General features: G+C 52.4%; 24 protein-coding genes and 1 tRNA gene. 10 read left to right on the top strand and 15 right to left on the bottom strand.

From position 1 onward, the window contains the following. Entirely contained in the window at positions 1-873 is an 873-nt protein-coding gene (locus tag FEE96_RS11500; RefSeq protein ID WP_138163196.1) for a hypothetical protein, read from the bottom strand. A gap of 263 nt (positions 874-1,136) precedes the next feature. After that, positions 1,137-1,520 (bottom strand): VOC family protein, encoded by a 384-nt coding sequence (locus tag FEE96_RS11495; protein ID WP_138163195.1) that lies wholly within the window; start codon positions 1,518-1,520, stop codon positions 1,137-1,139. 128 nt (positions 1,521-1,648) lie between these two features. Between FEE96_RS11495 and FEE96_RS11490 the strand changes: the two genes are divergently transcribed. From FEE96_RS11490 to FEE96_RS11460, 7 genes are all read left to right on the top strand, one after another. Beyond that, complete coding sequence (locus FEE96_RS11490; protein ID WP_138163194.1) at positions 1,649-2,872, top strand: aminotransferase class V-fold PLP-dependent enzyme; 1,224 nt, start codon at positions 1,649-1,651, stop codon at positions 2,870-2,872. Positions 2,873-3,048: 176 nt separating this feature from the next. Next, entirely contained in the window at positions 3,049-3,489 is a 441-nt protein-coding gene (locus FEE96_RS11485; protein ID WP_138163193.1) for a TrgA family protein, read from the top strand. Positions 3,490-3,518: 29 nt separating this feature from the next. Next, on the top strand, positions 3,519-4,643 hold the full coding sequence (locus FEE96_RS11480) for an NUDIX domain-containing protein (RefSeq protein ID WP_138163192.1): 1,125 nt from the start codon (positions 3,519-3,521) through the stop codon (positions 4,641-4,643). 67 nt (positions 4,644-4,710) lie between these two features. Further along, a complete protein-coding gene (locus FEE96_RS11475) occupies positions 4,711-5,745 on the top strand; it encodes a cysteine synthase A (RefSeq protein ID WP_138163191.1) in 1,035 nt (344 codons plus the stop codon). A 17-nt stretch (positions 5,746-5,762) separates the two neighbouring features. Then, positions 5,763-8,132: a DUF3772 domain-containing protein gene (locus FEE96_RS11470; protein ID WP_246079415.1), complete on the top strand. Its 2,370-nt coding sequence runs from the start codon at positions 5,763-5,765 to the stop codon at positions 8,130-8,132. Next, entirely contained in the window at positions 8,122-8,844 is a 723-nt protein-coding gene (locus tag FEE96_RS11465) for an alanyl-tRNA editing protein (RefSeq protein ID WP_138163189.1), read from the top strand. Before FEE96_RS11470 ends, FEE96_RS11465 begins: the two co-directional genes overlap by 11 nt. 80 nt (positions 8,845-8,924) lie before the next feature. Next, positions 8,925-9,014, top strand: a tRNA-Ser gene (locus FEE96_RS11460). Positions 9,015-9,498: 484 nt separating this feature from the next. On the opposite strand, the gene FEE96_RS11455 is transcribed toward FEE96_RS11460, so the two are convergent. Then, positions 9,499-10,386, bottom strand: a complete 888-nt coding sequence (locus tag FEE96_RS11455; RefSeq protein ID WP_138163188.1) for a DMT family transporter — start codon at positions 10,384-10,386, stop codon at positions 9,499-9,501. Between the two features lie 128 nt (positions 10,387-10,514). Here FEE96_RS11455 and FEE96_RS11450 point away from each other — a divergent pair, with 128 nt between their 5' ends. Then, positions 10,515-11,348, top strand: a complete 834-nt coding sequence (locus FEE96_RS11450; RefSeq protein WP_138163187.1) for a helix-turn-helix transcriptional regulator — start codon at positions 10,515-10,517, stop codon at positions 11,346-11,348. A 144-nt stretch (positions 11,349-11,492) separates the two neighbouring features. Here FEE96_RS11450 and FEE96_RS11445 read toward each other — a convergent pair whose 3' ends face one another. The 5 genes from FEE96_RS11445 to FEE96_RS11425 form a co-directional block, all read right to left on the bottom strand. Further along, the gene (locus FEE96_RS11445) at positions 11,493-12,254 is read right to left on the bottom strand and encodes a class II aldolase and adducin N-terminal domain-containing protein (RefSeq protein ID WP_138163186.1); all 762 of its coding nucleotides are present in this window, start codon (positions 12,252-12,254) and stop codon (positions 11,493-11,495) included. A gap of 226 nt (positions 12,255-12,480) precedes the next feature. Then, a complete protein-coding gene (arsJ, locus tag FEE96_RS11440; RefSeq protein ID WP_138163185.1) occupies positions 12,481-13,749 on the bottom strand; it encodes an organoarsenical effux MFS transporter ArsJ in 1,269 nt (422 codons plus the stop codon). Next, entirely contained in the window at positions 13,746-14,744 is a 999-nt protein-coding gene (locus FEE96_RS11435; RefSeq protein WP_138163184.1) for an ArsJ-associated glyceraldehyde-3-phosphate dehydrogenase, read from the bottom strand. Before FEE96_RS11435 ends, arsJ begins: the two co-directional genes overlap by 4 nt. Then, complete coding sequence (locus tag FEE96_RS11430) at positions 14,745-15,584, bottom strand: arsenate reductase/protein-tyrosine-phosphatase family protein (RefSeq protein ID WP_138163183.1); 840 nt, start codon at positions 15,582-15,584, stop codon at positions 14,745-14,747. It abuts the gene before it with no gap. A 100-nt stretch (positions 15,585-15,684) separates the two neighbouring features. Next, positions 15,685-16,830 (bottom strand): alpha-D-ribose 1-methylphosphonate 5-triphosphate diphosphatase, encoded by a 1,146-nt coding sequence (locus FEE96_RS11425; RefSeq protein WP_138163182.1) that lies wholly within the window; start codon positions 16,828-16,830, stop codon positions 15,685-15,687. Positions 16,831-16,880: 50 nt separating this feature from the next. On the opposite strand from FEE96_RS11425, the gene FEE96_RS11420 reads away from it, so the two are divergent. Next, positions 16,881-17,558, top strand: coding sequence for a DUF1045 domain-containing protein (locus FEE96_RS11420; protein ID WP_138163181.1), 678 nt, complete (start codon positions 16,881-16,883; stop codon positions 17,556-17,558). On the opposite strand, the gene phnN is transcribed toward FEE96_RS11420, so the two are convergent. Genes phnN through phnG form a run of 7 tightly spaced genes read right to left on the bottom strand, consistent with a single transcriptional unit; the run spans position 17,540 to position 22,503 of the window. Further along, positions 17,540-18,082, bottom strand: a complete 543-nt coding sequence (phnN, locus tag FEE96_RS11415) for a phosphonate metabolism protein/1,5-bisphosphokinase (PRPP-forming) PhnN (RefSeq protein WP_138163180.1) — start codon at positions 18,080-18,082, stop codon at positions 17,540-17,542. The two genes, FEE96_RS11420 and phnN, sit on opposite strands and share 19 nt — an antisense overlap. Next, entirely contained in the window at positions 18,079-18,762 is a 684-nt protein-coding gene (gene phnL / locus FEE96_RS11410) for a phosphonate C-P lyase system protein PhnL (protein WP_138163179.1), read from the bottom strand. The genes phnN and phnL overlap by 4 nt, the downstream gene beginning before the upstream one ends. Before the next feature lie 4 nt (positions 18,763-18,766). Beyond that, positions 18,767-19,537 carry a phosphonate C-P lyase system protein PhnK gene (gene phnK / locus FEE96_RS11405; protein WP_138163178.1) on the bottom strand — a complete coding sequence of 257 codons (771 nt, stop codon included), beginning with the start codon at positions 19,535-19,537 and terminating at the stop codon, positions 18,767-18,769. Then, complete coding sequence (locus FEE96_RS11400; protein ID WP_138163177.1) at positions 19,534-20,403, bottom strand: alpha-D-ribose 1-methylphosphonate 5-phosphate C-P-lyase PhnJ; 870 nt, start codon at positions 20,401-20,403, stop codon at positions 19,534-19,536. The genes phnK and FEE96_RS11400 overlap by 4 nt, the downstream gene beginning before the upstream one ends. Continuing rightward, the gene (locus FEE96_RS11395; RefSeq protein WP_138163176.1) at positions 20,400-21,494 is read right to left on the bottom strand and encodes a carbon-phosphorus lyase complex subunit; all 1,095 of its coding nucleotides are present in this window, start codon (positions 21,492-21,494) and stop codon (positions 20,400-20,402) included. The genes FEE96_RS11400 and FEE96_RS11395 overlap by 4 nt, the downstream gene beginning before the upstream one ends. Continuing rightward, the gene (gene phnH, locus FEE96_RS11390) at positions 21,494-22,060 is read right to left on the bottom strand and encodes a phosphonate C-P lyase system protein PhnH (RefSeq protein WP_138163175.1); all 567 of its coding nucleotides are present in this window, start codon (positions 22,058-22,060) and stop codon (positions 21,494-21,496) included. The genes FEE96_RS11395 and phnH overlap by 1 nt, the downstream gene beginning before the upstream one ends. Then, positions 22,060-22,503, bottom strand: coding sequence for a phosphonate C-P lyase system protein PhnG (phnG, locus tag FEE96_RS11385; RefSeq protein WP_138163174.1), 444 nt, complete (start codon positions 22,501-22,503; stop codon positions 22,060-22,062). The genes phnH and phnG overlap by 1 nt, the downstream gene beginning before the upstream one ends. Positions 22,504-22,603: 100 nt before the next feature. Here phnG and phnF point away from each other — a divergent pair, with 100 nt between their 5' ends. Further along, entirely contained in the window at positions 22,604-23,314 is a 711-nt protein-coding gene (gene phnF / locus FEE96_RS11380) for a phosphonate metabolism transcriptional regulator PhnF (protein WP_138163173.1), read from the top strand. Positions 23,315-23,337: the final 23 nt, after the last annotated feature.

Below are 23,337 nucleotides of genomic sequence, written 5' to 3'. Positions count from 1 at the left end.
TTAAGAGTTCATCTCGCCAGCGTTTACAATAGGAGCCCGGAAATTAGGGGTTTTGAACCTACTGCGGGTCTTGTTGCCAAAACTCAAACTTAGACCAAAATAGACAGAGTGGAACGTCGCCTGCTCGTCAATCAACGTGCGGCCAACCCGTACAAAATCGCCTTGATACCCAATAAACCAATCCAGTCGCTCTGAGATTGGTTGTTGATAGCGCAAGCCAAACTGAATCCATTCACCATCATCGTGATCGAAGCTTTCTTCGAAATCTCCAAATCCAGCGGCGAGATTGCCGGTTAACAGACCTTTGAATAGGGGACGAGAGTGTCCGATATTCATATAGGTCATATCCTCTATGCCATCGTGATCAGGATCCAGGCCGTCATCTGCCATGTGCATGTATCCCGCCTGAACAAATGTATTGCCCCAAGCCTTTTCAGCACCAAAACCAAACAAGGGGCCGCCATGCTCGTCATCGGCATTGTTGTTGGCGTTTGCCCAGGTCGCAAAGATACCCCATGGGCTCTTTGGGTTACCCAGCGAATAGTGCAGGCCGTACCCGTGATACCGAGCATTGTCATTTCGGGAGGACGGATTGCTGTGGGTTTCCCCGTGCTCGTCGTAGGTGAAATCCAAATAGAGTTGGTTGCCGTTTTCGAATGAAACCAACCCACCAGCATATACGCCACCGCCACTCGCCGAGGCGCATAGCTCAGTTCCGCCACTGTCACAGCTTTCGCCGTCGTCCATGGCGCCAGCCGGATTTACTTTTTGAAGCCATATGTCGGATTCGGCACTAAAGCTTTGGGCGGTGATTGGAGTTGAAAGTGTGAGTAACACAAGTATCTGAGGGAGGCAGGCGAGGCGATTGAACATAGGTTTCCGTGCCTGTAACTTTTCGTTAACGCGCCTCTTATTGAAGATAGAGATCAGATGTTCCTTTGATTTTTTGAAATCACCAATTGCCTCAAACCGTGTTGCTGCAGAAACACATCAGTAGGAGTTCGGAAGGCATTCGAGCACGCTAAGGCTGTCCCGCTTCCGCTAACTTCCCGCTTGGGTTCAATTCGACGTTTCAGAACAACAGCCGTGATTCACCCAAGTCGAAAAGCCCCCGGAGCAACCCGGGGTCTTCTACCTTAGTTATCGTTCCCAACAAAGAAACCAACAGAGTTCCCGTCTGGGTCTTTTGCATAGAAAAAGCGACCCGCTGGAATTTCGATGGCGGGTGATGTGACCTCACCTCCAGCTTTGGTAACTCGGTCCATCACGTCTTCCAATTTACCTTCTGCTGCTAGGTGCAGCGTGGGCCCGGAGCCGTCGCTGGCGGGTTTGCCGGGGTAGAGATGCAAAGCGACGCCTGAGCAAGCATCTGCTGGCTTAAACATCGCAATAGGGTTGGGTCCGCTGGAGTCGATTTGCAATGTAGCGCCAGTAACGATGCCGTAAAACTCGCAAGCCTTAGTCAAGTCAGTAACGGGCAGTTCGCCCCAGACCAAGAAGTGTGTGGGAGAGTAAGTCATAGATATTCATCCTTTGTTTTGACCTTCCCAAGTTGCCAGAGACTGTTGCCAGTTTTTGACGTCAGCAAGAGGGCTTGACCTGTGCAGTCAACAACGGCACTGATTTGGCAATATTTTGGGGAGTGAACATGCCGTTGGATATCGATTTTGTACGCAGCCAGTTTCCTGCGTTTTCCGAACCCAGCCTGCAGGGACAGGCATTTTTTGAAAATGCCGGTGGGTCATATACTTGTCAGCCAGTTATTGACCGGCTGACAAGGTTCTACAGCCAGCGTAAAGTACAACCCTATGCCCCCTATGAAGCCTCGGCGTTGGGGGGCGCTGAGATGGACGAAGCCAGACTTCGCCTTGCGGCTATGATGGGCGTAGAGACGGATGAGCTCAGCTTTGGCCCGTCGACAAGTCAAAATGTCTATGTGCTGGCACAGGCCTTTAGGAAGTTCGTAAATCCTGGCGAAGCAATTATCGTGACCAACCAGGATCACGAGGCCAATACAGGCCCTTGGCGGCGGCTAGCGGACGAAGGTATTGAAATTCGGGAGTGGATGATTGACCCGCAGACCGGGCATCTGGATCCAGCAGATCTTGAGAAACTTTTGGACGACAAGGTGCGTCTGGTTTGTTTTCCTCATTGCTCAAACGTGGTGGGCGAGATCAACCCTGTGACCGAAATTACAGCATTGGCTCATGCGGCCGGGGCGTTTGTCTGTGTCGATGGCGTATCTTATGCACCGCATGGTTTACCCAATGTTGGAGAGCTGGGGCCGGACATCTATCTGTTTTCGGCCTACAAAACCTATGGTCCGCATCAGGGACTGATGGTGGTGCGCAAAGCGCTGGCAGACTTGCTGCCCAATCAGGCGCACTATTTCAATGGAGGGGTAGGGTACAAACGCTTTACGCCCGCAGGTCCAGATCATGCACAAGTGGCCGCCTGTGCCGGGATGGCTGATTACATTGAAATGTTGTGCGATCATCATGGCGGACCCTCACAGGACGACACTGCCCGAGCAGCCTTTGTTCATGATCTCATGCGCGCTCAGGAAGTGAAACTGCTGCAACCGCTTCTCGATATGCTGCGAGAGCGCAACGATGTGCGGCTGATTGGCCCGGACAAAGCTGAATTGCGTGCGCCTACAGTTGCCATTCAGTTGAACAGACCTGCTGAGCCGGTTGCTGCAAAACTGGCAGAGTTGGGGATTATGGCCGGGGGCGGTGATTTTTACGCGGTGCGTGCGCTAAAAGCCCTGGGCGCAGATCCCGATGCTGGTGTGCTACGTGTTAGCTTTACCCACTATACCTCAGAAGACGAGATGAAGGCACTGATCGCAGCTCTCGAAGCCGTGCTCTGACCTTGGTCATCAATGATGGTTGTTTGATGCTTCGCTTGCGTGGCGGGTGATCGCATCAAACTTCTATACCGATGAAACACTGAATTTCCACTAGGCCTATCGCTCGGAAGCTCCTAAAATAAATCAATTGAAGACGATACTGACCGCCTTTTCCTAGTATTAAACGGATCTTATCTATGCCAACCGGTGCACGACTGACCGCTGCCCTCTGCCTCGCGCTACTTGCATTTCTGTTGTCGGGAGAGATCATGCCTCTGATGCCAGAGGGTACCAATTTTGGTTACTTTACGCCGTTGAATATGTGTTTAGGGCTCCTCGTGGGGTGGTTCGTGATGGGTAAACGAGCAGGGCGCGGGTTTGTGCCTGCCCTCAACAATGGAATAAGTGGCGTCGCGGTATTGTTGTTTTGGGGGCTGTTTATCCAAGGTGCGTATGAAATGTTCCGGCTGGCCATGCGCAATCGCTATGGTGGGCCATTTGAAGCCTTGTCAGCGATTTTTACGATCGGGTTGGACTACGCTATTGTGATTTTTGTCCCCGAGGTAATAGTGACTGTTTTAATAGGGGCAATTGTTTCTGGGCTAGCCACCGAAAATGCATCTCGACGCTGGCGTTAGTACTTCAACAAAACAAAAGGTTACCACACGTGACGGATCTCTTCTTCTACGGCACTTTGCGTTACGCTGCATTGTTGGAACTGGTTCTCGGACGATCTGGAGCTGATCTGGATACTTGTCCAGCCAGCTTGGCAGGGCATGGTATTTTTGCGGTTAAGGGTGAGATTTTTCCAGCCATCGAAGAGCGGGCCAGTCATGCTGCACATGGGGTATTGGTCAAGGGGCTTTCCGATGAGGATGTGGCGGCACTTAACTTCTATGAAGGCGGGTTTGACTACGATCTGAAGGACGTTGTGCTGCAATTGCAGGACGGAACTGAAGCAGTGGCTTCGGTCTATTTTCCTCAACCTGGACTATGGCAGACGGGGCCTGCTTGGAACTTAGAGGAATGGGTCGCAAATTGGGGAGCTCTGACCCTGCGTGCAGCCCAGGAAGTCATGGCCTATCAAGGCCGGATGAGTGCAGCAGAGGTGGCTCGGTGTTTCCCGTCAGTTCGCACTCGGGCCGCGGCATGGATCGCAGCTCAGGCACGTCAGCAAGATCCGGATCACGATCTTGCTGAGGATGTGGTTGTGCATACCCACAAGCACGCTCACTTGAACTTTTATGGCATGGAAGAAATGGATCTTCAGTTTCGGCGCAACGATGGCAGTCTTAGCCCGGTGATGAACCGTTGTGCCGCGCTGGTTGGTCGTGCGGCTGTGGTTTTGCCCTATGACCCGGTTCGCGACGAGGTGTTGTTGGTTGAACAGTTCCGTGCCGCCACATTTATCGCTGGAGAGCAAAGCCCATGGATGTGGGAGCCCGTTGCCGGTTTGGTGGATCCGGGCGAAACTGCGGAACAAGCGGCACATCGTGAGGCAATGGAAGAAGCTGGGGTGGTACTGGAGGCTTTGGAAGCTGTTGCTCAGGTCTATCCGTCCAGCGGCGCATCGGGGGAATTTATTCACATTTTTGTGGGGATCGGAGACCTGTCTCGCCGTGAGGCTGGTGGAGGTCTAGCCTCGGAAGGGGAGGACATTCGTTGCAAAGTCATCAGTTTTGAAGACTTGATGGTCGAAGTCGATGCTCAGCGTTATCTGGATATGCCGCTTATGACTGCGGCTTTGTGGTTGGCGCGGCATCGCACACGGTTGCGAAAGCCCAAAACCTAGCATCTTCTGACCTTGAGATCGTGTCTGGGCTTGTCTACATCAGAAGAGATTGATCGAAAGGGATACCATGCGCATCGCACGTGATCTGGCCGACGCTATCGGCCACACTCCACTTATCCGTTTGAACCGCGTCAGCGATGAAACGGGTTGTGAAATTCTGGGCAAGGCCGAGTTCATGAACCCGGGTCAGTCGGTGAAAGACCGAGCTGCGTTATATATCATCAAAGACGCCATCGCGCGGGGTGATCTGAAACCAGGTGGAACCATCGTTGAAGGGACCGCCGGGAATACTGGTATTGGACTGGCGCTGGTTGGGGCGTCGATGGGATTCAAAACGGTGATTGTGATCCCGGAAACCCAGTCCGAAGAAAAAAAGGATATGCTGCGTCTGGCGGGGGCCCAGCTTGTCCAGGTGCCGGCGGCACCTTATCGCAATCCAAACAACTTTGTACGTTATTCTGAAAGATTGGCAAACGAGTTGGCCAAGAGCGAGCCAAATGGCGCGGTTTGGGCCAACCAGTTTGACAATGTAGCTAACAGATTGGCGCATGTAGAAACTACTGGTCCCGAGATTTGGGAGCAAACTGATGGCAAGGTCGATGGTTTTGTCTGTGCTGTTGGTTCAGGTGGTACGTTGGCTGGGGTCGCCGACGCGCTGCAGCCCAAGGGTGTGAAAATTGGCCTAGCTGACCCTATGGGGGCTGGATTGTTTTCCTACTACACCACCGGTGAAATCGCGATGGAAGGTGGCTCGATCGCTGAAGGAATTGGTCAGGTTCGTATCACCAAAAATCTGGAAGGTTTCAAACCGGATCTATCCTATCAGATTTCCGATCAGGAAGCCGTGCCCTATATTTTTGATCTGTTGCATGACGAAGGTCTGGTGCTTGGCGGTTCGTCGGCAATCAATATAGCCGGTGCAGTGCGCATGGCTCGCGATTTGGGCAAAGGCCACACTATTGTCACAGTACTTTGCGACTACGGCACACGCTACCAATCCAAACTTTTCAACCCGGATTTTCTGCGCGAAAAGAACCTGCCCGTGCCTGACTGGATGACCCATACGCCAGCTTCGATACCTGGTGTGTTCGAAGAGGTATGACGCAACTGATGCGCCACATGAAGCAATGCCTAGCAGCGCTCGGCATTGCCTTATTGTTTTTCAGTGTCGCTGAAGCTCAGTTGTCGTCGACAGAGAGAGCCTATTATCAAGACTGGTTAAAGACGGCTGCGCGGGCAGAGCTGGTTATCGACTCAGATCGTGCATCGTCAGCGGCTATGGAAGTTCTCCGCCGGGAAATTGCTGATTACAGAGAAAGATTTGGCAATGCTCGCGAGGATAATGCAGATCGTATAGCGACGCTAAACTCACAACTCAGTGCTCTTGGGGGCGCTCCGGCAGAGGGGGAAATTGAAGACGCGGATATTGCGGCTCTGCGGTCCTCTTTGAATGAACAACTCAACACACTGCGTGTTCCAAGGGTAGTTTCGGAAGAGGCCCATAACCGTGCTAACGGTCTGATTTCTGAAATTGACCGGATCATTCGAAAGCGTCAAACCAAAGCACTGATGCAGCGTGGGCCCTCTCCTTTGAACCCCGAGCATTGGCCGGAAGCAATGCGCGAAATTTCCGGGGCTGTCACGGCAATATGGAATGAGACGCTTTTGCGGTCGGGAAGTGATACCACCCGAGAAAACTTACAAAATAAATTACCGCTTATTCTTGGTCTTGTCCTTGCAGGCGCAATGTTGCTCTTGCGTGGAAGAGTTTGGGCCAAACGCGTCGGTGAGTATCTGCGTCAGTTTGGCTCCCGAGGGAGCGCAGCCTGGGGCTTTGTTGTCTCGGTTGTCCAAGTTGTGTTGCCGTTTCTGGGTGTCACTTTGCTTGTTCAGGCCGTTTCGGTCTCTGGCATGTTGGGTGTGCGCGGATCTCTGCTGCTGGAATCCGTTCCCCAGTGGGCGGCAATTTTACTGGCATTCAATTGGCTGGGCCAGCAATTGTTTGTCTCTCCCAGTGGCGAAGCTCTTGTGCCTTTACAACCGGGGCGACGGGCAGAGTTGCGCCTGTTGATCGAACTTCTGGCTGTGATGCTGGTGCTGCGTGATTTAGTTGTACAGGTCGATCAGGTAGAAAACCTGTCTTCGATAACCCGTTCAGTGGTAGCCTTTCCCATAATATTGAGCACGGCTCTGTTATTGGTTCGGCTGCAACGTATCGGCCTGCAGCGCGCAAAGAATGCGGCCCTTAGTGCCAATAAACTGGTGCGTGGCGTGCGGCGTGCGGCCTATGGGTTTGGCGTTCTGTCGCCGGTTCTTGCTGCATTTGGATACATCTACGCCGCCGAAGCCATTATCTATCCAGTGGTCATTACCCTGTTTGTGGTGTCTTCAATCCTAATTGTGCAGCGGTTTATTGGCGCAGTTTATGCGCTGATCACAGGTAACCCAGAGGCAGCTAAAGATTCGCTGTTTTCAGTGTTGGCTGGGTTTGTTTTGGCCATTCTGGCGTTGCCGTTGTTAGCGTTGATTTGGGGCGCGCGGATCGCTGACCTAACAGAAATGTGGTCGCGGTTCCTGGAAGGGTTTCAACTCGGCGAAACGCAGATTTCTCCTAGTTCATTCTTGCTGTTCGCCCTAGTTTTTGCTGCGGGCTATACAATTACACGTCTTGTGCAAAGCAGCCTGCGGAATTCGCTGCTACCCAAAACCCGAATGGATCTTGGCGGTCAGAATGCGATTGTTTCAGGTACAGGCTATCTGGGCATTTTTCTTGCGGCTGTGGTCGCGATTTCCTGGGCGGGACTGGATCTTTCGTCGCTGGCTATTGTTGCTGGCGCCTTGTCTGTTGGCATCGGTTTTGGGCTGCAAACGATCGTTTCGAATTTTGTTTCAGGTATCATTCTGTTGGTCGAACGGCCCATTTCCAAGGGGGATTGGATCGAAGTTGGCGGCATGATGGGCTACGTGCGCGATATTTCTGTACGTTCAACCCGAATTGAGACCTTTGACCGTACGGATGTAATCGTTCCCAACTCGGATCTGATCTCAGGAACAGTCACCAATTACACGCGCGGCAATACTGTTGGGCGGGTGATCGTGCCAGTTGGTGTCGCCTACGGCAGTGACCCGCGTCGGATTGAAGCAATTCTGTTGGAGATAGCCAAAGCCCATCCTATGGTTGTGATGAATCCAGCGCCCAGCGTGGTTTTTCAGGGGTTTGGGGCCGACAGCCTGGATTTTGAAATCCGCGCAATCCTGCGAGACGTCAACTGGGTCTTGTCCGTGCGCTCAGAAATGAATTTTGAAATTTCCCGCAGGTTTGAGGAAGAGGGGATCGAGATCCCATTTGCCCAACGTGATCTCTGGATCCGCAATCCGGAGGCATTGAACAGTGCCAAACCCGCCGGAACGCAGCCTATACCATCAACAACATTCGAAAAACCTGATGCCAATGATATCGGTGATCCGGAGGGTGATAATGACTACTAATCTGTTATTTCAAAAAGATGCGTACCTGCGCGAAGCGCCCGCTGAGGTTCTGGGACATACGGACCAGGGTGGCGTGGTTCTGGATCAAACATTGTTCTATGCCACTGGTGGTGGACAACCCGGCGATGGGGGCTTGCTCGAATGGGACGGTGGCAGTTGCACCATTTCGACAGCTGTTAAAGGTGAAAATTCCACGATTGTTCTGGTGCCAGCAGAAGGCCAGACCTTACCGCCAGTTGGAGCGTCAGTAACTCAGAAGCTCGATTGGACGCGCCGTAATGGACATATGCGGGTGCATACAGCGCTGCATCTGTTGTCGGTGGTGATACCGCTCCCTGTTAGCGGTGGTTCTATTGGTGCCGAAAAAGGTCGGTTGGATTTCAATATGCCAGAGGCTCCGGAAGATAAGGCCGCGCTACAAGACAAGCTGCAAACCATGATCGATCTGGATTTGGAGGTTTCTGACAGCTGGATTTCCGGCGCTGAATTAGACGCAAACCCGCAAATGATTAAAACCATGTCGGTGTCGCCACCTCGTGGGGCAGGGCAGGTTAGGCTGGTGCAAATCGGCGCAGGCAAGTCTCAGGTAGATCTGCAGCCTTGTGGCGGCACTCACGTCCGGCGTACCGCTGAGATTGGTAAGATCCGGCTTGGAAAAGTGGAAAAGAAGGGCAAACTGAACCGTCGGGTATACCTTCACTTGGACGATTAAAAAAAACGCACATTTACGCGGCTTTTTTAACTGGTTATCTCTTGCATTCCCTCTGTGTATCCGTCAAAAGTCCGCCCAATGGACAGGTGGCCGAGTGGTCGAAGGCGCACGCCTGGAAAGTGTGTAGGCGGGAGACCGTCTCCAGGGTTCGAATCCCTGTCTGTCCGCCACCCAACCTCTTTAGTTGTATATTCTAGATGGTGGTGAATGTCTCAGGCGCCTTTGTAATGCCCAGTGCCTTCTAGCATTTAGGTTTTCTATCAAGTCAGTGTCGGACCAATCGAAAGTACGCATCAGGTGTCGGGCCCCATGAGCCGGTACTTCTGGCTAGGTGATTAGCTTGTGTGGACCACACACAATTTGGCTGACTTACAACCGGGGTTGCGCCACACCTTTCCGGGGATTTGGAACGCACGTCTTACATGACTAAGATCAGTTTTTCTTCGTCATTATCAATCTGAAAATAGAAAATAGAAAATTGGACTTGGGTTTGGGGGATCTTGATATGACAACCACGACTTTCAGCAAGGGCTGCCACCATAGCTCTGAGCGAAATGGCGAATGCGCCCTTGCACTTCGCTCAGAGCAACAGGATCGAACGCTCGTTGGCCTCAGTTTTCTGTTTGGTTCCCAACGGCCTTTTCTCAATTTTTTTTAACGAAAAGACAGGGTGCGCCACATGGGTAGCTTCGCAAACATAATAAGGTTTCCTGCAATCGTTAGGGCAATCCCTGCAAGCGCAGTTGCATGCCATTCATAACCCTCAAAGAGGGTGGACATGAACAGAGCGACGACGGGGAATAGAACCGTAGCATAGGCGGCGCGATCGGATCCTAAACGCGCAACCATTAAGAGATAGGTGCTAAAGCCAATGACCGACCCTATGACAGCAAGATAGACCAGCGACCAGATGTAGGTGGGGGAACTTGGCCACGTAAAAGGCACCCCACTAAAGATAGCAACTGTGAGAAGAACCAGTGCTCCGATGCCCATGCCCCATGCGTTTGCGAGGATCGGAGAGACCCCGTGTTGACTGTTTTTTCGCGACATCATGTTGCCAAGAGAAAACATCAAGGTTCCTGCCGTTGCCCAACCAATGCCCTGTAAGACGTCTGCATCGAAGGACACAGTAAGATCGTGCCAAAACAACAAAACCAGCCCGGTCGCACCGGTGAAACCAGCAAGAACGGTTCTTGGTTTGACCTTTTCCCCAAAGAAAATACGGGAATTGACTGCGTTAAATATCGTTGCCAGCGAAAAGATTACGGAAACTAATCCTGACGGCATCAACGACGTGGCGTGGTAGAAACATAGAAAGTTGAAACTGAACAGGCAGAGAGCCTGCAACACCACAAACCGCCATTGAGCTGGCAGTTTTAGTCGACCCAACAGGGCTAGGCCCACGAGGAATACAACGCAGGCCAGTGCAAAGCGGTAGAAGACCGAAACGATAACGTCGACGGTTCCGAGCTGCCATGCGATGGCGATCCAAGTTGTCCCCCAAATGAAGACGGTGGCGGCAAATAGCAGATAATTGATCATGATCTCTCCTGGTTACCGGGGTGTTAGATCAACTAAATTGACCAAGATTGCACGATCTTGCGGTATTCGAAGATGTGGCCAGTGACACTGCTTCAGTTCGTAGTAGTTAGGCTTAAAGGAGCCAATCTGTGAAAAAGCGCGTTGACGAATTTCTATCCGCTTCACGTCAGACTAAACGTCTGGCGAGCTTGTCGTTGGGACGTGGGCGTCAACTTGCGGTTTGGCACAACAGCCACGACGAAATCCAATACAATGCAACAAGCGGTCACGTCTTTAGTCTGTACCTCAATGGTGGGGCAGGGACACGCCGAGTTGATGGCAGTGTAAAATCAGGTGAACCTGGGACACTTTGTGTTCTTCCGGAGGGTCATTCTTCTGAATGGCAGATCACTGAGACGTTTCAATTTGTGCATCTATATGTAGCGAACGATGCATTGCGCGCTGCCTATGCCAAGACCCACGACCAGGATGCCCGTAGGCTAGATATCGCAGAGCAGACATTTACCGCTCCCGGCGTACTTGAACGGCCGATGTTAAAGATGGCTCAGGCCGCGCTGGACGGAGATGTTCTTGCTGCGGATTCTAGTTTCTCCGACATGGTAGCTGGTCTGGAAGATCGGCCGGTACGTTTGGTCGGCGGGCTTTCATCCAGGGTTGTACGGGACGTAAACGACTGGATTGAAGCCCATATTGACGGCGAAATACGATTGTACGATATGGCAAAACTCGCAGGCATTTCGGAGTATCACTTTCACCGAATGTTCAGCCTGACTTGCGGAATGACGCCCCACAATTGGGTCACAAGGATTCGTGTTGAGCTAGCGAAGAAGTTGCTGAAACAAGAGCCAATGGCTGGAGTCGCAGTAGCATGTGGTTTCTCTAGCCAGAGCCATTTTATCCGCCGTTTCAAAGAACAGATGGGCGTTACGCCAGGGCAATATGTTCGGATGATCATGCCATGAAGGTGACGCACTAGAAATACGAACGTCCTACCACTGTGTTCCACTAGACGCAGCAATGTGCTCGTCGGCGCGGGTGAATTGGACGGAAAAAAGCAATGTCAGGACTTCTAGTTTTTGTAAGCACAATGTTTGTCATCGTTCAGGTCAATTCGCATAAGTGTCCTTTTCACTATCTAAGATTGCTTTCAGCTCTGCCAGATGGCGCTCGGACTGATCGGGGTACTCTTCAAGTTCTTGCGCAGTTTTCTCTGCGATTTCATCACTGATGATGCGCAGTTTTTGCCCCGTTTGCAGCGCCCGTATATAGGTCTCAGCGGCCCGTTCAAAATAGTAGAGCCGGTTGAATGTATCGGCCACCGTGTCGCCGATGACCAAGACACCGTGATTGCCCATAATCATGACTTTGACTTTGGGGTCTGACAGCAACCCGGCGCAGCGTTTGCCTTCGCTTTCAAACGCCAGACCACCATATTCCTCGTCCACGACGTGGCGCCGAAAGAAGGTGGCCGAATTTTGGTCGATTGGCGGGAGCGTACTGTCGGCTAGCGATGCAAGAACCGTTGAATGGATTGAGTGCACATGCATGACACAGCGTGCGTGTGGACAAAGCCGGTGGATTGATCCGTGCAACCCCCACGCCGTTCCATCGGGCGCGCCCGGGCGGTTCATCGTATCTGGATCATTTGCGTCCAGCAACAACATGTCAGAGGCCTTGATCCGACTAAAGTGCATCTGGTTTGGGTTCATCAGAAACTGCGTGCCGTCGTCATTCACCGCGAGGCTAAAGTGGTTGGCAACCGCTTCGTGCATATTAAGCCGCGCAGTCCAGCGGAAGGTGGCAGCGAGGTCAACGCGTTCGTTCCAATGTGCAAGGTTAGGGTGCGTGGTCGCGAAAGATGTTGGCATTCTGGCTCTCTTTTCGTCCGACACTCCCCAAGTAGAATGCCATGTGCACAGGTTGAAACTGATGGACGACCGGATCAAGTGTAATTGGAGCCATTAACGCGAAATGTTGCGCTGTGCCGCCGCTGCAAACTCGTCAGAAGACGAAAGGGGAGAGTATAGGCTTGTTCTTTGCTCGCGCGTGAGCCAGCGAAATGGCCCGGATATACAATCGCTGGAGCGATTTTGTTTATGCTCCAGTACTTTTGTGATCCGCACTACTGCTGATTTGTTTTACGCCGACATAGCTGATCAAAACCATGAAGCCTGCTGTCGCCAGACACAAAGGGAGGCCTCCAACCTGATAGCTTAGTCCTGACAGCACTGTACCCAACAGTCGGCCTGCTGCGTTCGCCATATAATAAAAACCAACATCCAGCGTGACCCGTTTGGCATCGGTGAAAGATAGGATCAGATAGGAATGCAGCGACGAGTTGACTGCAAAAATGCCACCAAACACTATCAGGCCAAGGATAATGCACCCTGTTAGAATGCCGGAAGGTTCCTGAGCGGTGAAAACGACAAGGGACAGTACTGCGGGCACTGGTATCAGCAGGGCGGCCCATATTTGGGCCTGTTGCAGAAGATCGCTTTTGGTTCGGGAAGAGGCCTTTAATAGTTTGGGTGCGAACCCTTGCACGACACCGTAAAGGATTGTCCAGACCGCCATAAAGGAACCAATTGTAAAAAAGGCATTTCGGTTCCCGGCCTCAGACCCATCTGACAAAACGGCATAGAAATAAATTGGGATGCCGACAACAAACCAGACATCTCTGGCCCCAAACAGAAACAGTCTGGCGAAACTAAGCCAGTTTATGTTGCGGTTTTTTGAGAGAACTTCGGAAATTTTTGCTTCTTTTCTCCCAGCTGGCAGGCCCGTTGGCATTCTAAGCATCACCGCGATGAGGATTGTCAAAAGTACCGCTGCCATTGCCAAAACCGATGGAACGAAACCCAAAATAGCCAACAAAACAGCGCCAAGTAAGAAACCTGCACCTTTGATCGCATTTTTTGATCCGGTGAGGAGAGCCACCCATTTGAACAACCCGCCACCGTCGGCAGGGGCCAGGATTTTCACAGCGCTTTTGGAACTCATCTTGGCCAGATCTTTGGCTACACCAGACAACCCCTGAACCAGCATTACAAAGACTACTGACAGCGAAATTCCCCAGGTCGGTTCAAGTTGTGACAAAGCGAGCAATGCAATAACCTGTAAGCTCAACCCTGCATACAATGTTGATGTCAGGCCAAACCGTGCAGCAATCCAGCCGGCTGATAGGTTTGTGATGACTCCGGCCACTTCATAAAGGACAAACAGATAGGCCAATTGAACGGGTGAAAAGCCCAACGAATGAAAGTGCAAAAGCACCAACATTCGAAGTGCTCCGTCGGTCAGCATAAAGGCCCAGTAAGCAGCCGTAACTGTGATATAGGCGGAATACCCTGCGGTACGTGTCACAGTGTTTCGCCCACCATAAACGCGACATCAATCAACCGATGGGCATAGCCGTATTCGTTATCGTACCAGGCGTAGACCTTCAGCTGAGTGCCGTTAACCACCATAGTTGAAAGTGCGTCTATAATGCTGCTGCGTTTATCATTGGTGTAGTCCGACGACACCAATGGGCGGGTCTCGTACCCCAGAATGTCTTTCAACGGGCCATTGGCAGCCGCTTTGAACAGCGCATTGACCTCGTCAACCGAAGTTTCACGCTCCATTTCAAATACGCAATCTGTAATTGAAGCATTCAGTAGCGGGACGCGCACGGCATGACCGTTCAGCTTGCCTGTCAATTCTGGGTAAATGAGCGTGATAGCTGTTGCCGACCCTGTTGTTGTCGGAATGAGGTTGGTCAGGGCTGATCGTGCACGTCGAAGATCTTTGGCCGGACGATCGACGATTGTCTGTGTGTTGGTCACATCGTGGATTGTTGTGATCGACCCATGTTTGATGCCAATACCGTCCATCAGCACCTTAACAACTGGTGCCAGACAGTTGGTTGTACAACTTGCTGCTGTCACAATCTGATGTACGGCGGGATCGTATTCGTCATTGTTGACCCCATAGACGATATTTGCTGTTGGCCCATCTTTGACAGGGGCAGATACAATCACCTTTTTGACGCCTGCCTCAAAATACGGTGCCAACTTGGCTTCGGTCTTGAACGCGCCGGTACAGTCAATAACAACATCCACACCTTCAAGGGGCAGTTCTTTCAATTCTCGCGCACAGGTTACTGGGATGTGCGTATCATCAATCGTTATAGAGTTTTCATCAGCTGAAAATTCTGCAGGCCAGCGGCCGTGAATGCTGTCGAACTCCAACAAATGCGCATGCATTGCAGGGTCGCCGACTGCATCATTGATGAACGCAATTTTTGCACCTCGCTCTAGCAAAGGGCGAAGCGCAAGTTTTCCCATCCGGCCCAGGCCGTTCACAGCATAAGTTGTCATTTAGTATTCCTGATCTGAGAGTTTTAAACCGATTTTGTCGATTTGGTTTTGAAGGGTTGCCTTGTTCAACTTGTCAAATGGAAGAGCAGCAAATGCACTGATCCTGTTGTGCAATGCCCCATATGTTTGCTGAAAAGCGAACCGTTGTTCAGCTAGAGCGCCCTTGGCTAGTACGGGATCTGGCATACCCCAATGACCGGATATGGGTTTACCGGGCCAGGCGGGGCAGTCTTCGTTAGCGGCCTGATCACAAACAGTAAAAACGAAATCCATTTTTGGCGCGGTTTCGAGCTGAAATTCATAGATGTTCTTGGACCTCAAAGGCGTCACATCATGTCCCTTGGAATTCAACACCTCAACGGCATGTGGGTTCAATCTTGACTTCGCAGCAGTTCCCGCGGAGTAGACGTTGAACCGCTCGCCAGCGATATCGCGTAGCAGAGTTTCGGCAAAAATGGATCGCGCAGAATTTCCAGTACATACGAACAGAACATTGAGTTTTTGATCTGAAACCGACCCTTCAACATGTTCAAATAACGAAGGCGGACAAAGATCCGGACGACCCTGACAACAATCATGGAAAAGATCAGAAACGATATCTCGCGCAGTCTGCAAGTTCGCAGTGTAATACAGATGCGTTCCATTGCGGCGTTGTGAAATGATGCCTGATTGCTTGAGCGCCGCCAGGTATACCGAGGCTGTACTTGGTTTATGCCCCAGTATGGATGAGATTTCACCGGCGGACAGTTGATCCGGATACCGCCGGATCAGCAAGCGAAATATACCCATTCTTTGCGGGTGACTGAGGGTAGACAGGCGATTGATGAGTTCTTGTTCCATATTTCATGAATATTTAAAATATAGTGATTCAGCAAGTTGAAAACTTGACCAGCTTATACATTTTTTGCCCACCCTCGTGTTTTGAGTTCTTGCTTCGGCGTCAGAAGACTTTTGTGCCGGCGCTCCACGTCCCTTTAAGCTCTGGGGTTTCGCTGGAGTTTCCAAAGCGGATCAGATCGGCTCGTTTGCCAATCTCAAGTTGACCGCGATCTAGCAGTCCAACTGCGTTAGCCGGGTTCCGGGTTACGGTAGATAGCCCACGTGCCATATCGCCCCATAAGTTGCCCAGCTGGACTGCAGCGATAAGCAAACCTGCTGGAACATAGTCAGACGACAGGATGTCTAGGCGGTCGCGTTCGGCCAGTTCCCGGGCGGCAACATTCCCAGAGTGAGAACCGCCGCGAATGATATTTGGAGCGCCCATGATAGTGGAGATCCCCTTGGCATGACAGGCGTCAGCGGCATCGAGAGTAGTCGGGAATTCAGCCATCGACACGCCATATGAATGGCTCACTTCAACCTGCTTAGTTGTTGTGTCGTCATGGCTGGCCAGTTTAGCACCAAATCTTGAAGCCTCCGCAACTGTTGCGGCCTCATGTTTCTTGCCAAACGTAGACTGCAAGCCGTACAAAAAACTCACGTGCTCATCAAAGCCTGCATCATCCAGGTTGTGCTTGCCGCAGGCGTAATCTTTGTATTTCTGCACATCGGTGAACTGTCGCTGACCTGGCGTATGATCCATCATCGACACAATTCCGATGCGATCTTCAGGGCCGAACTCGGCCAACTCTTCAGTCAGTGTTTCAGAACAGATCTCAGCGCGCAGATGGATGTGGTGGCTGATCCGCAATGTTTCTGACTCCCTGAGCGCCAGTAGCTCAGTCGTCAGTTTGCGGGCATATTTCCCGTGATGCTTGCTTTGATCTGAAACGATGGAACCAACCCGTAGTGCGTCAAACACAGTGGTAATTCCAGTTCCCGCCAGTTCTCGGTCATGCGCAATAATTGCTGCCCGATGTGGCCAGTCAACTTTTGGACGCGGGGACAAATGCCGCTCAAGGTTATCAGTGTGTAGTTCCACCATCCCCGGTGCTACATAGTCACCTTCCAGATCAATGGCTCCGGTAACACCAGTCGCAGTGCTGCTGATATCAGTAATGAGACCGTCCTGTAGGCGGATCGTTCCGTGGATAACCTCTTCACTCAGAATGATGCTGGCGTTGGTCAGGATTGTGTCTTGTGTCATGTCAGTGTCACGCTGTTTTGGCAGTTGAAAGTAACTGCCGGAGAATTGAAATGTTTGAACGATACGCCATTTTCTACACACCACCTCCTGGGCCGTTGGCAGAATTCGCCGCATCCTGGCTGGGCTGGGATAGCGAAACAGCTACAGCCGTCCCACATCCTGTTATCGCAGGTGTAGATGTAAGTAATGTGACGGCCACCCCCAGAAAGTACGGGTTTCATGGGACCCTGAAAGCGCCGTTCCATCTGAATCCTGCGTGTTCGGTCGACGAGTTGAAGGCGGCAATTGCGGTATTTTCTGCAACGCAGGCGCCTGTTGTTATGGACGCGTTTCAGTTGCGACAGGACCATGGGTTTGTTGCTCTGCGTCCACGAACCCACACTGCGAAGCTGCGGGAGTTCGCCTCGAACGTTGTTAAAGAATTCGATCTGTTTCGAGCACCGTTGACGGAATCTGATATCGCTAGGCGGCGACAGGCGGATTTGACCGATAGGCAAGACAGGCAGATGCTTGGCTGGGGATACCCCTATATTTTTGATGATTTCAGTTTTCATCTGACCCTGAGCGGGCAACTGTCTCCTACTCAAGGGGGGATCGTGATCGACGTTCTTGAGCCACTTCTCGAACCTGTCATGTCCGAGACTGCAATTATTGATGCGATCACTCTGGTTGGCCAGGATAGTAACGGAATGTTCCATCAGATATGCCGCTACGCGCTCACTGGATGAAGAAGGGCCGAAACAGCGGCCAAGGTGCGTTCTAATGGGCCGCTGTTGTCTACCACATGAGCTGTAATCCCTCTGGGTAGAGTAAAGTTTGCCCGGTCCAGTCGATGGGCAATTTCTGACGCACTCTCACGGCCCCGTTTTTGTAGACGTGTTGATAAGGTGGAGCGGGAAGCTGTGAGCAACAACACTTCAAAACGTGCGAACAACAGTTCTGCCTGCGGCAGGACTGCACGAGACAAGTTTGCCAATACATCCTGTTCGTTGTTCAAACTTTGGTCGATGGAAACGGGGATACCGTATTGCAGGCCGTGGGCGTGCCAGTGCAGTAGAAAATCACCAGCCGCTAAGCGGCGTTCAAATTCTACTGTGCTGACGCCGTCAAAATCTTCACCGCCTGCATCACTGGGCCGTGTGATGACACGTCTGGCAAGAGTTAGCCGGTCGTCATTTTTGGCCAGTGCCCGCATAACGCTGTCTTTACCAACACCGGATGGGCCAACAACTGCGATGAAACGGCCCGTCATGCTGCCAGCCCAGGTGTAAAACCGGTCACATCAATTTGCCGGTCACAAATCTGGTCTCGCGCGTCGTGGTCGTGGAAAATACCGATGATGGCAGTACCCCGATCTTTGGCCTCTTTAATCATTGTCAGTACTGTTGCCCGATTTGTTGGGTCCAGGCTTGCCGTGGGTTCATCCAGCAGCATTACGGGATAGGGATAGGCAAAGCCGCGGGCAATATTCACGCGCTGCTGTTCGCCGCCGGAAAATGTTGTCGGGCTTAGCTGCCACAGCCGTTCAGGGATATTGAGCCGCTCCAACAAGGACTGTGCTTTGGCTGTAGCCGCATCACGGGTCGTGCCGGTGATCATTAGGGGTTCAGCGACAACGTCCAAAGTTGATACGCGCGGAACCACGCGCAAGAACTGACTGACGTACCCCAATGTGTGACGCCGAAGCTGTAAGATATCACGAGGTTCAGCGCAGGCTACATCAACACCATCTACCAGAATGCGCCCGGAGGCGGTAAGGTAGTTGCCGTAGATCATCCGCATAAGCGTGGATTTACCTGAACCCGATGCCCCTACCAGTGCAATGCATTCCCCGGCAGGGACATGAAGTGAAGCTCCGGCCATAACCGAAATTTCGGTGGCGCTTTGGTTGTGGAGCGTGAAGGATTTTGAGACGTTTTCAATACGGATCATGGCGTCAAACCTGCAAGACTGAGGAAACAAGAAGCTGGGTGTAGGCATGCTGCGGATCATCCAGCACTTGATCTGTTAATCCGGTTTCCACCACATGGCCGTCTTTCATCACCATCAGCCGGTCCGCCAACAGGCGTACCACGGCCAAATCATGGGTCACGATGACCGCGCTCAGCCCCATTTCACGTACAAGACCACGCAGCAGATCCAGTAACCGGGCCTGCACGCTGACGTCCAACCCACCGGTAGGTTCATCCATGAACACCAGCCGTGGACCCGTCACCAGATTACGTGCGATTTGCAGCCGTTGCTGCATGCCGCCGGAAAAAGCGGTTGGATGATCGTCGATCCGGGTTTCATTGATTTCGACCCGCCCCAACCAATCAATCGCATCGGACCGGATATTGCCATAATGGCGGGCGCCAACAGCCATCAGCCGCTCGCCCACATTGCCGCCCGCACTGATATTCATCCGCAGCCCATCACGCGCATGTTGATGAACAAATGCCCAATCGGTACGGCCCAACATGCGTCGTTCGGGTTCTGGCATTGTGACGGTGTCTTTTAACCCATCCGTCCGCGTATCAAACAAAACCGCCCCGTCATCAGGAACCAGATGCCCGGCAAGACAGTTGAGCAGGGTCGATTTTCCTGACCCACTTTCCCCGACGATCCCCATTACCTCACCGGGATAAAGATCAAAATTCACATTCCGGCAGCCGATGCGGTTGCCATAGAACTTTGCGATGTTTTGTACTTTCAGAAGCGGTGTCATGCTGCATCCTCTGCGTTAACAGCAGCCAATGCGCCCAGATGTCCGGCTTGCTGACGACCTGCGCAAAAATCTGTATCCGAGCAAACGAACATGCGGCTGCCTTGATCATCCATGATCACCTCGTCCAGATAGCTATTTTCAGCCCCGCACATGTCACAGGCGTGATCTGCCTTGGTGGCCTCAAACGGATAATCTTCAAAATCCAGGCTCTCGACCTTGGTGTAGGGCGGCAGTGCGTAGATGCGTTGTTCACGCCCTGCACCAAACAGTTGAATTGCGGACATTTCCAATTTGGGATTGTCGAACTTCGGGATCGGAGATGGGTCCATCACATATCGACCTTCAACCTTCACCGGGTAGGCATATGAAGTGGCAATCGCCCCGTGTTGACTGATGTCTTCATACAGTTTCACATGCATTAGCCCGTATTCCTCAAGCGCGTGCATTTTGCGGGTCTCGGTTTCGCGTGGTTCTAAAAACCGCAACGGTTCCGGAATAGGCACCTGATAGACAAGGATCTGGTCATCTCGTAGCTCGGCCTCGGGAATCCTGTGGCGTGTCTGTATCACACTCGCCTCAGTGGTGTTTTCAGTTGTGGCGACTCCAGCAGTGACCTCAAAAAATTTGCGGATCGATACTGCATTGGTGGTGTCATCAGCGCCCTGGTCGATCACCTTCAACGTGTCGTCGGGAGTGAGTGTGGCGGCCGAAACCTGCACGCCTCCGGTGCCCCAGCCATAGGGCATTGGCATTTCTCGGCTGGCAAATGGAACCTGGTACCCCGGAATTGCAAGACCTTTGAGAATGGCCCGCCGGATCATCCGTTTGGTCTGTTCATCAAGGTAAGCAAAATTGTAATCGGTCATTCCGCGGCCTCCTGCATTGGATATGTCTCGGCCGCCTCGCGGCGGAGTTTTCGCACCAGTTCAAGCTCGGATTGGAAATCGACGTAGTGGGGCAGTTTGATGTGTTCCAGAAACCCGGTGGCTTGAATATTATCGCAGTGGGAAAGGACAAACTCTTCGTCCTGTGCAGCCGCACCAGAGTCACTTTCACCAAGTTCCTTCCAGCGCAGGGCTCGGTCGACCAGAGCAACAGAGATTGCCTTACGTTCTGATTGGCCAAACACCAGACCATAGCCACGAGTGAACTGTGGCGGTTCCGTTTTGGAGCCCTGAAACTGATTGACCGTTTCACATTCGGTCAGTGTCATTTCACCAATTTCAATCGCGAAGCCGAGTTCCGGAATCTCCATCTCAACCGGTACAGCACCTATCCGCAACTCACCGACAAAGGCATGGTTGCGGGCATAGCCACGCTGGGTGGAATAGGCCATCCCAAGGACAAATCCTTCGTCACCACGCGCCAAAGATTGTAGCCGCAGCGCACGGTTTGAGGGCAGCTCCATCGGCTCTCGTGTCAGATCCGGTGGTGTGTCTTCACAGGCTATCTCGGTTTGGATCAAACCTTCGGTGTTGAGGAACTCCATAATGTGCGGGATTGGCTCGCGCCTTGGTTTGGCTGTTTCAGCATCGGCCTGTGGGTCGCTCTCAGCTGCCAGCTTGAAATCCAGAAGCCGATGCGTGTAGTCAAACGTTGGCCCCAGAACCTGCCCACCGGGAGCATCCTTAAATGTGGCAGATATCCGACGGTCACAAGCCATGTCTTCTGTTTTCACCGGTTCGGATGAGCCAAACCGGGGCAGGGTGGTGCGATAGGCTCGGATCAGGAAGATCGCCTCGATCAAGTCTCCACGCGATTGTTTGATCGCCAGAGCTGCTAGATCGGGATCATATAGCGATCCCTCGGCCATCACCCGGTTAACTGCCAGGCTTAGCTGCTCACGGATTTGCTCAATGGACAGTTCAGCTATGCTGGTATCCCCGCGGCGCTCTTCTGCCAGCCAGGCATGGGCGTTATCAATGGCGCGCTCGCCGCCTTTTACTGCGACATACATCAGTGATCTACCTTGGTTGTGCGTGGCAATGCAGCGACCTGCGTGCCGGTGGTAAAAAAGAAATCCAACCCCAACGGAAATAGTTTGGCATTGTCTTGGAAGGATTGTGTTTCTGGCAATGAAAGCTGGGCTGCGTCTTTGATGCCCGGTCCAGTCAGGGTCGCTCCTTGGGGTTTCAGCTCGTCACATTCCACAATCAGAGTGGCTGATCTGTCTGGATATTGGGCTGTGCCAATGGCGAACTGAGAAAGCGGTGCCAGTGATTGCCATGTGCCGATGGCAAACACGGCCTTGTCTGGTGTGACAATTGGCGCCCCAGTGTGGAAGATTATCCAGTCCCTGATCACAGCTGTTTCAAAAGGTCCGCTCAGGCTCACCGGCGTTTCGGCATCACAAAGCATCAGAATTAAGCTACCGGCAGCCACTGACAGGGGCGCTGGTGGTTTGGCGCCGGAAATTTTTTCAATCTGACCGGGACGGGCCAGAGCATTCATGGCTGCACGAAACGCTACAGCGTTTTCGATGGGCGCGTTTGCAAACGCGCCTTCAAGAGCTTGTACCTGCATCAGTCTTCGCCTCGTACCATGGTAAAGAAATCAACTTTGGTGGCCGCTGCCTTAGCGGCGCGCGCATCGCGGGATGTGGCCATTTCAGTCATCAATGGATCCAAGACCTGAGCCTTTAGGCTGTTTGCGCGCGGTGTCTGCATTAGCGCATCAACAAGGGCCGCATGTCGGGCCTTGGATTTACTGCGCCCCTGCACAACTGCATGACCCACTTCACCAGAGGCCAGCTGCAGTGCGCATCGCGTCACTGTCATTTCTCCAATGTTAAATCGGCCTCCTGTGCTACCAGCACGGCCTTGAACCATAACCCCACCCAGCTCGGGGTGGCGCAGCCACTTAAATTCGGGCTCCGGCCCAACGGCCGTCATTTTGTCTTCGAGAGAGTGCGTTGGAGCTTTGGCCAATAGGCTCATCCAAGCCTGACGCGGATTTTCTTTGTTCATCTAGACACCTTGCAGAGTTGTCTACGTTTCTATACAACTAGACAAATATTGACTGACGAACACCGCAACAGCAATCTAAGATTTGTGAAATTTCAGTGACATGACCACGCGAACCCCAATCTGGAAGTCCATATATTCAGCCCTCAGTTCAGACATTGCAGACGGGCGGTACGGATCTGGAGACAAGCTCCCGACCGAGGCGCAGCTGGCTTCACGTTTCGGTGTCAATCGACACACTGTTCGGCATGCGCTAAAGGTGATGGCGAAAGAGGGGCTTGTTCTGGCGCGCCGTGGGGCCGGTGTATTTGTGGCGCAACGTCCAACTGAATATCAAATTGGGCGCCGTGTTCGGTTTCATCAAAACCTCGAGGCCGCTGGCCGGATGCCCGCCAAGGAGGTCCTTCTTCTTGAAACACGCAAGGCTAATCCACGCGAGACAGAGGCCCTTCAACTGATCGGCTCCGAGGTGCATGTTTATGAAGGGCTATCACTGTCTGATGGGCAGCCCATAGGGGTTTTCAGAAGCGTATTTCCGGCTGATAGGTTCCCAAACTTACTGGAAAATCTGGAAAAAGCCCGATCTGTGACCAAGGCTTTGCAGGAACATGGCGTGACGGATTTCACTCGATCGCAAACGTCGCTGACAGCAAAAACTGCGTCTGCTACAATCGCTCTGCATTTGCGATTGTCCGAAGGCGCCCCGATCCTACGCGCTGTGTCCATCAATGTTGATCCGGAAGGTCGGCCCATCGAATACGGCCGAACCTGGTTTGCCGGTGATCGGGTAACACTCACCGTCAAAGGCGATTGAATTCCAGCATCCAAGCTGCGCTT

Source organism: Parasedimentitalea maritima (assembly GCF_005771405.1).
Classification (GTDB): Bacteria; Pseudomonadota; Alphaproteobacteria; order Rhodobacterales; family Rhodobacteraceae; genus Parasedimentitalea; species Parasedimentitalea maritima.
Note: the sequence above shows the minus strand (reverse complement) of the source record. Positions and strands in the feature narration are given on the sequence as shown.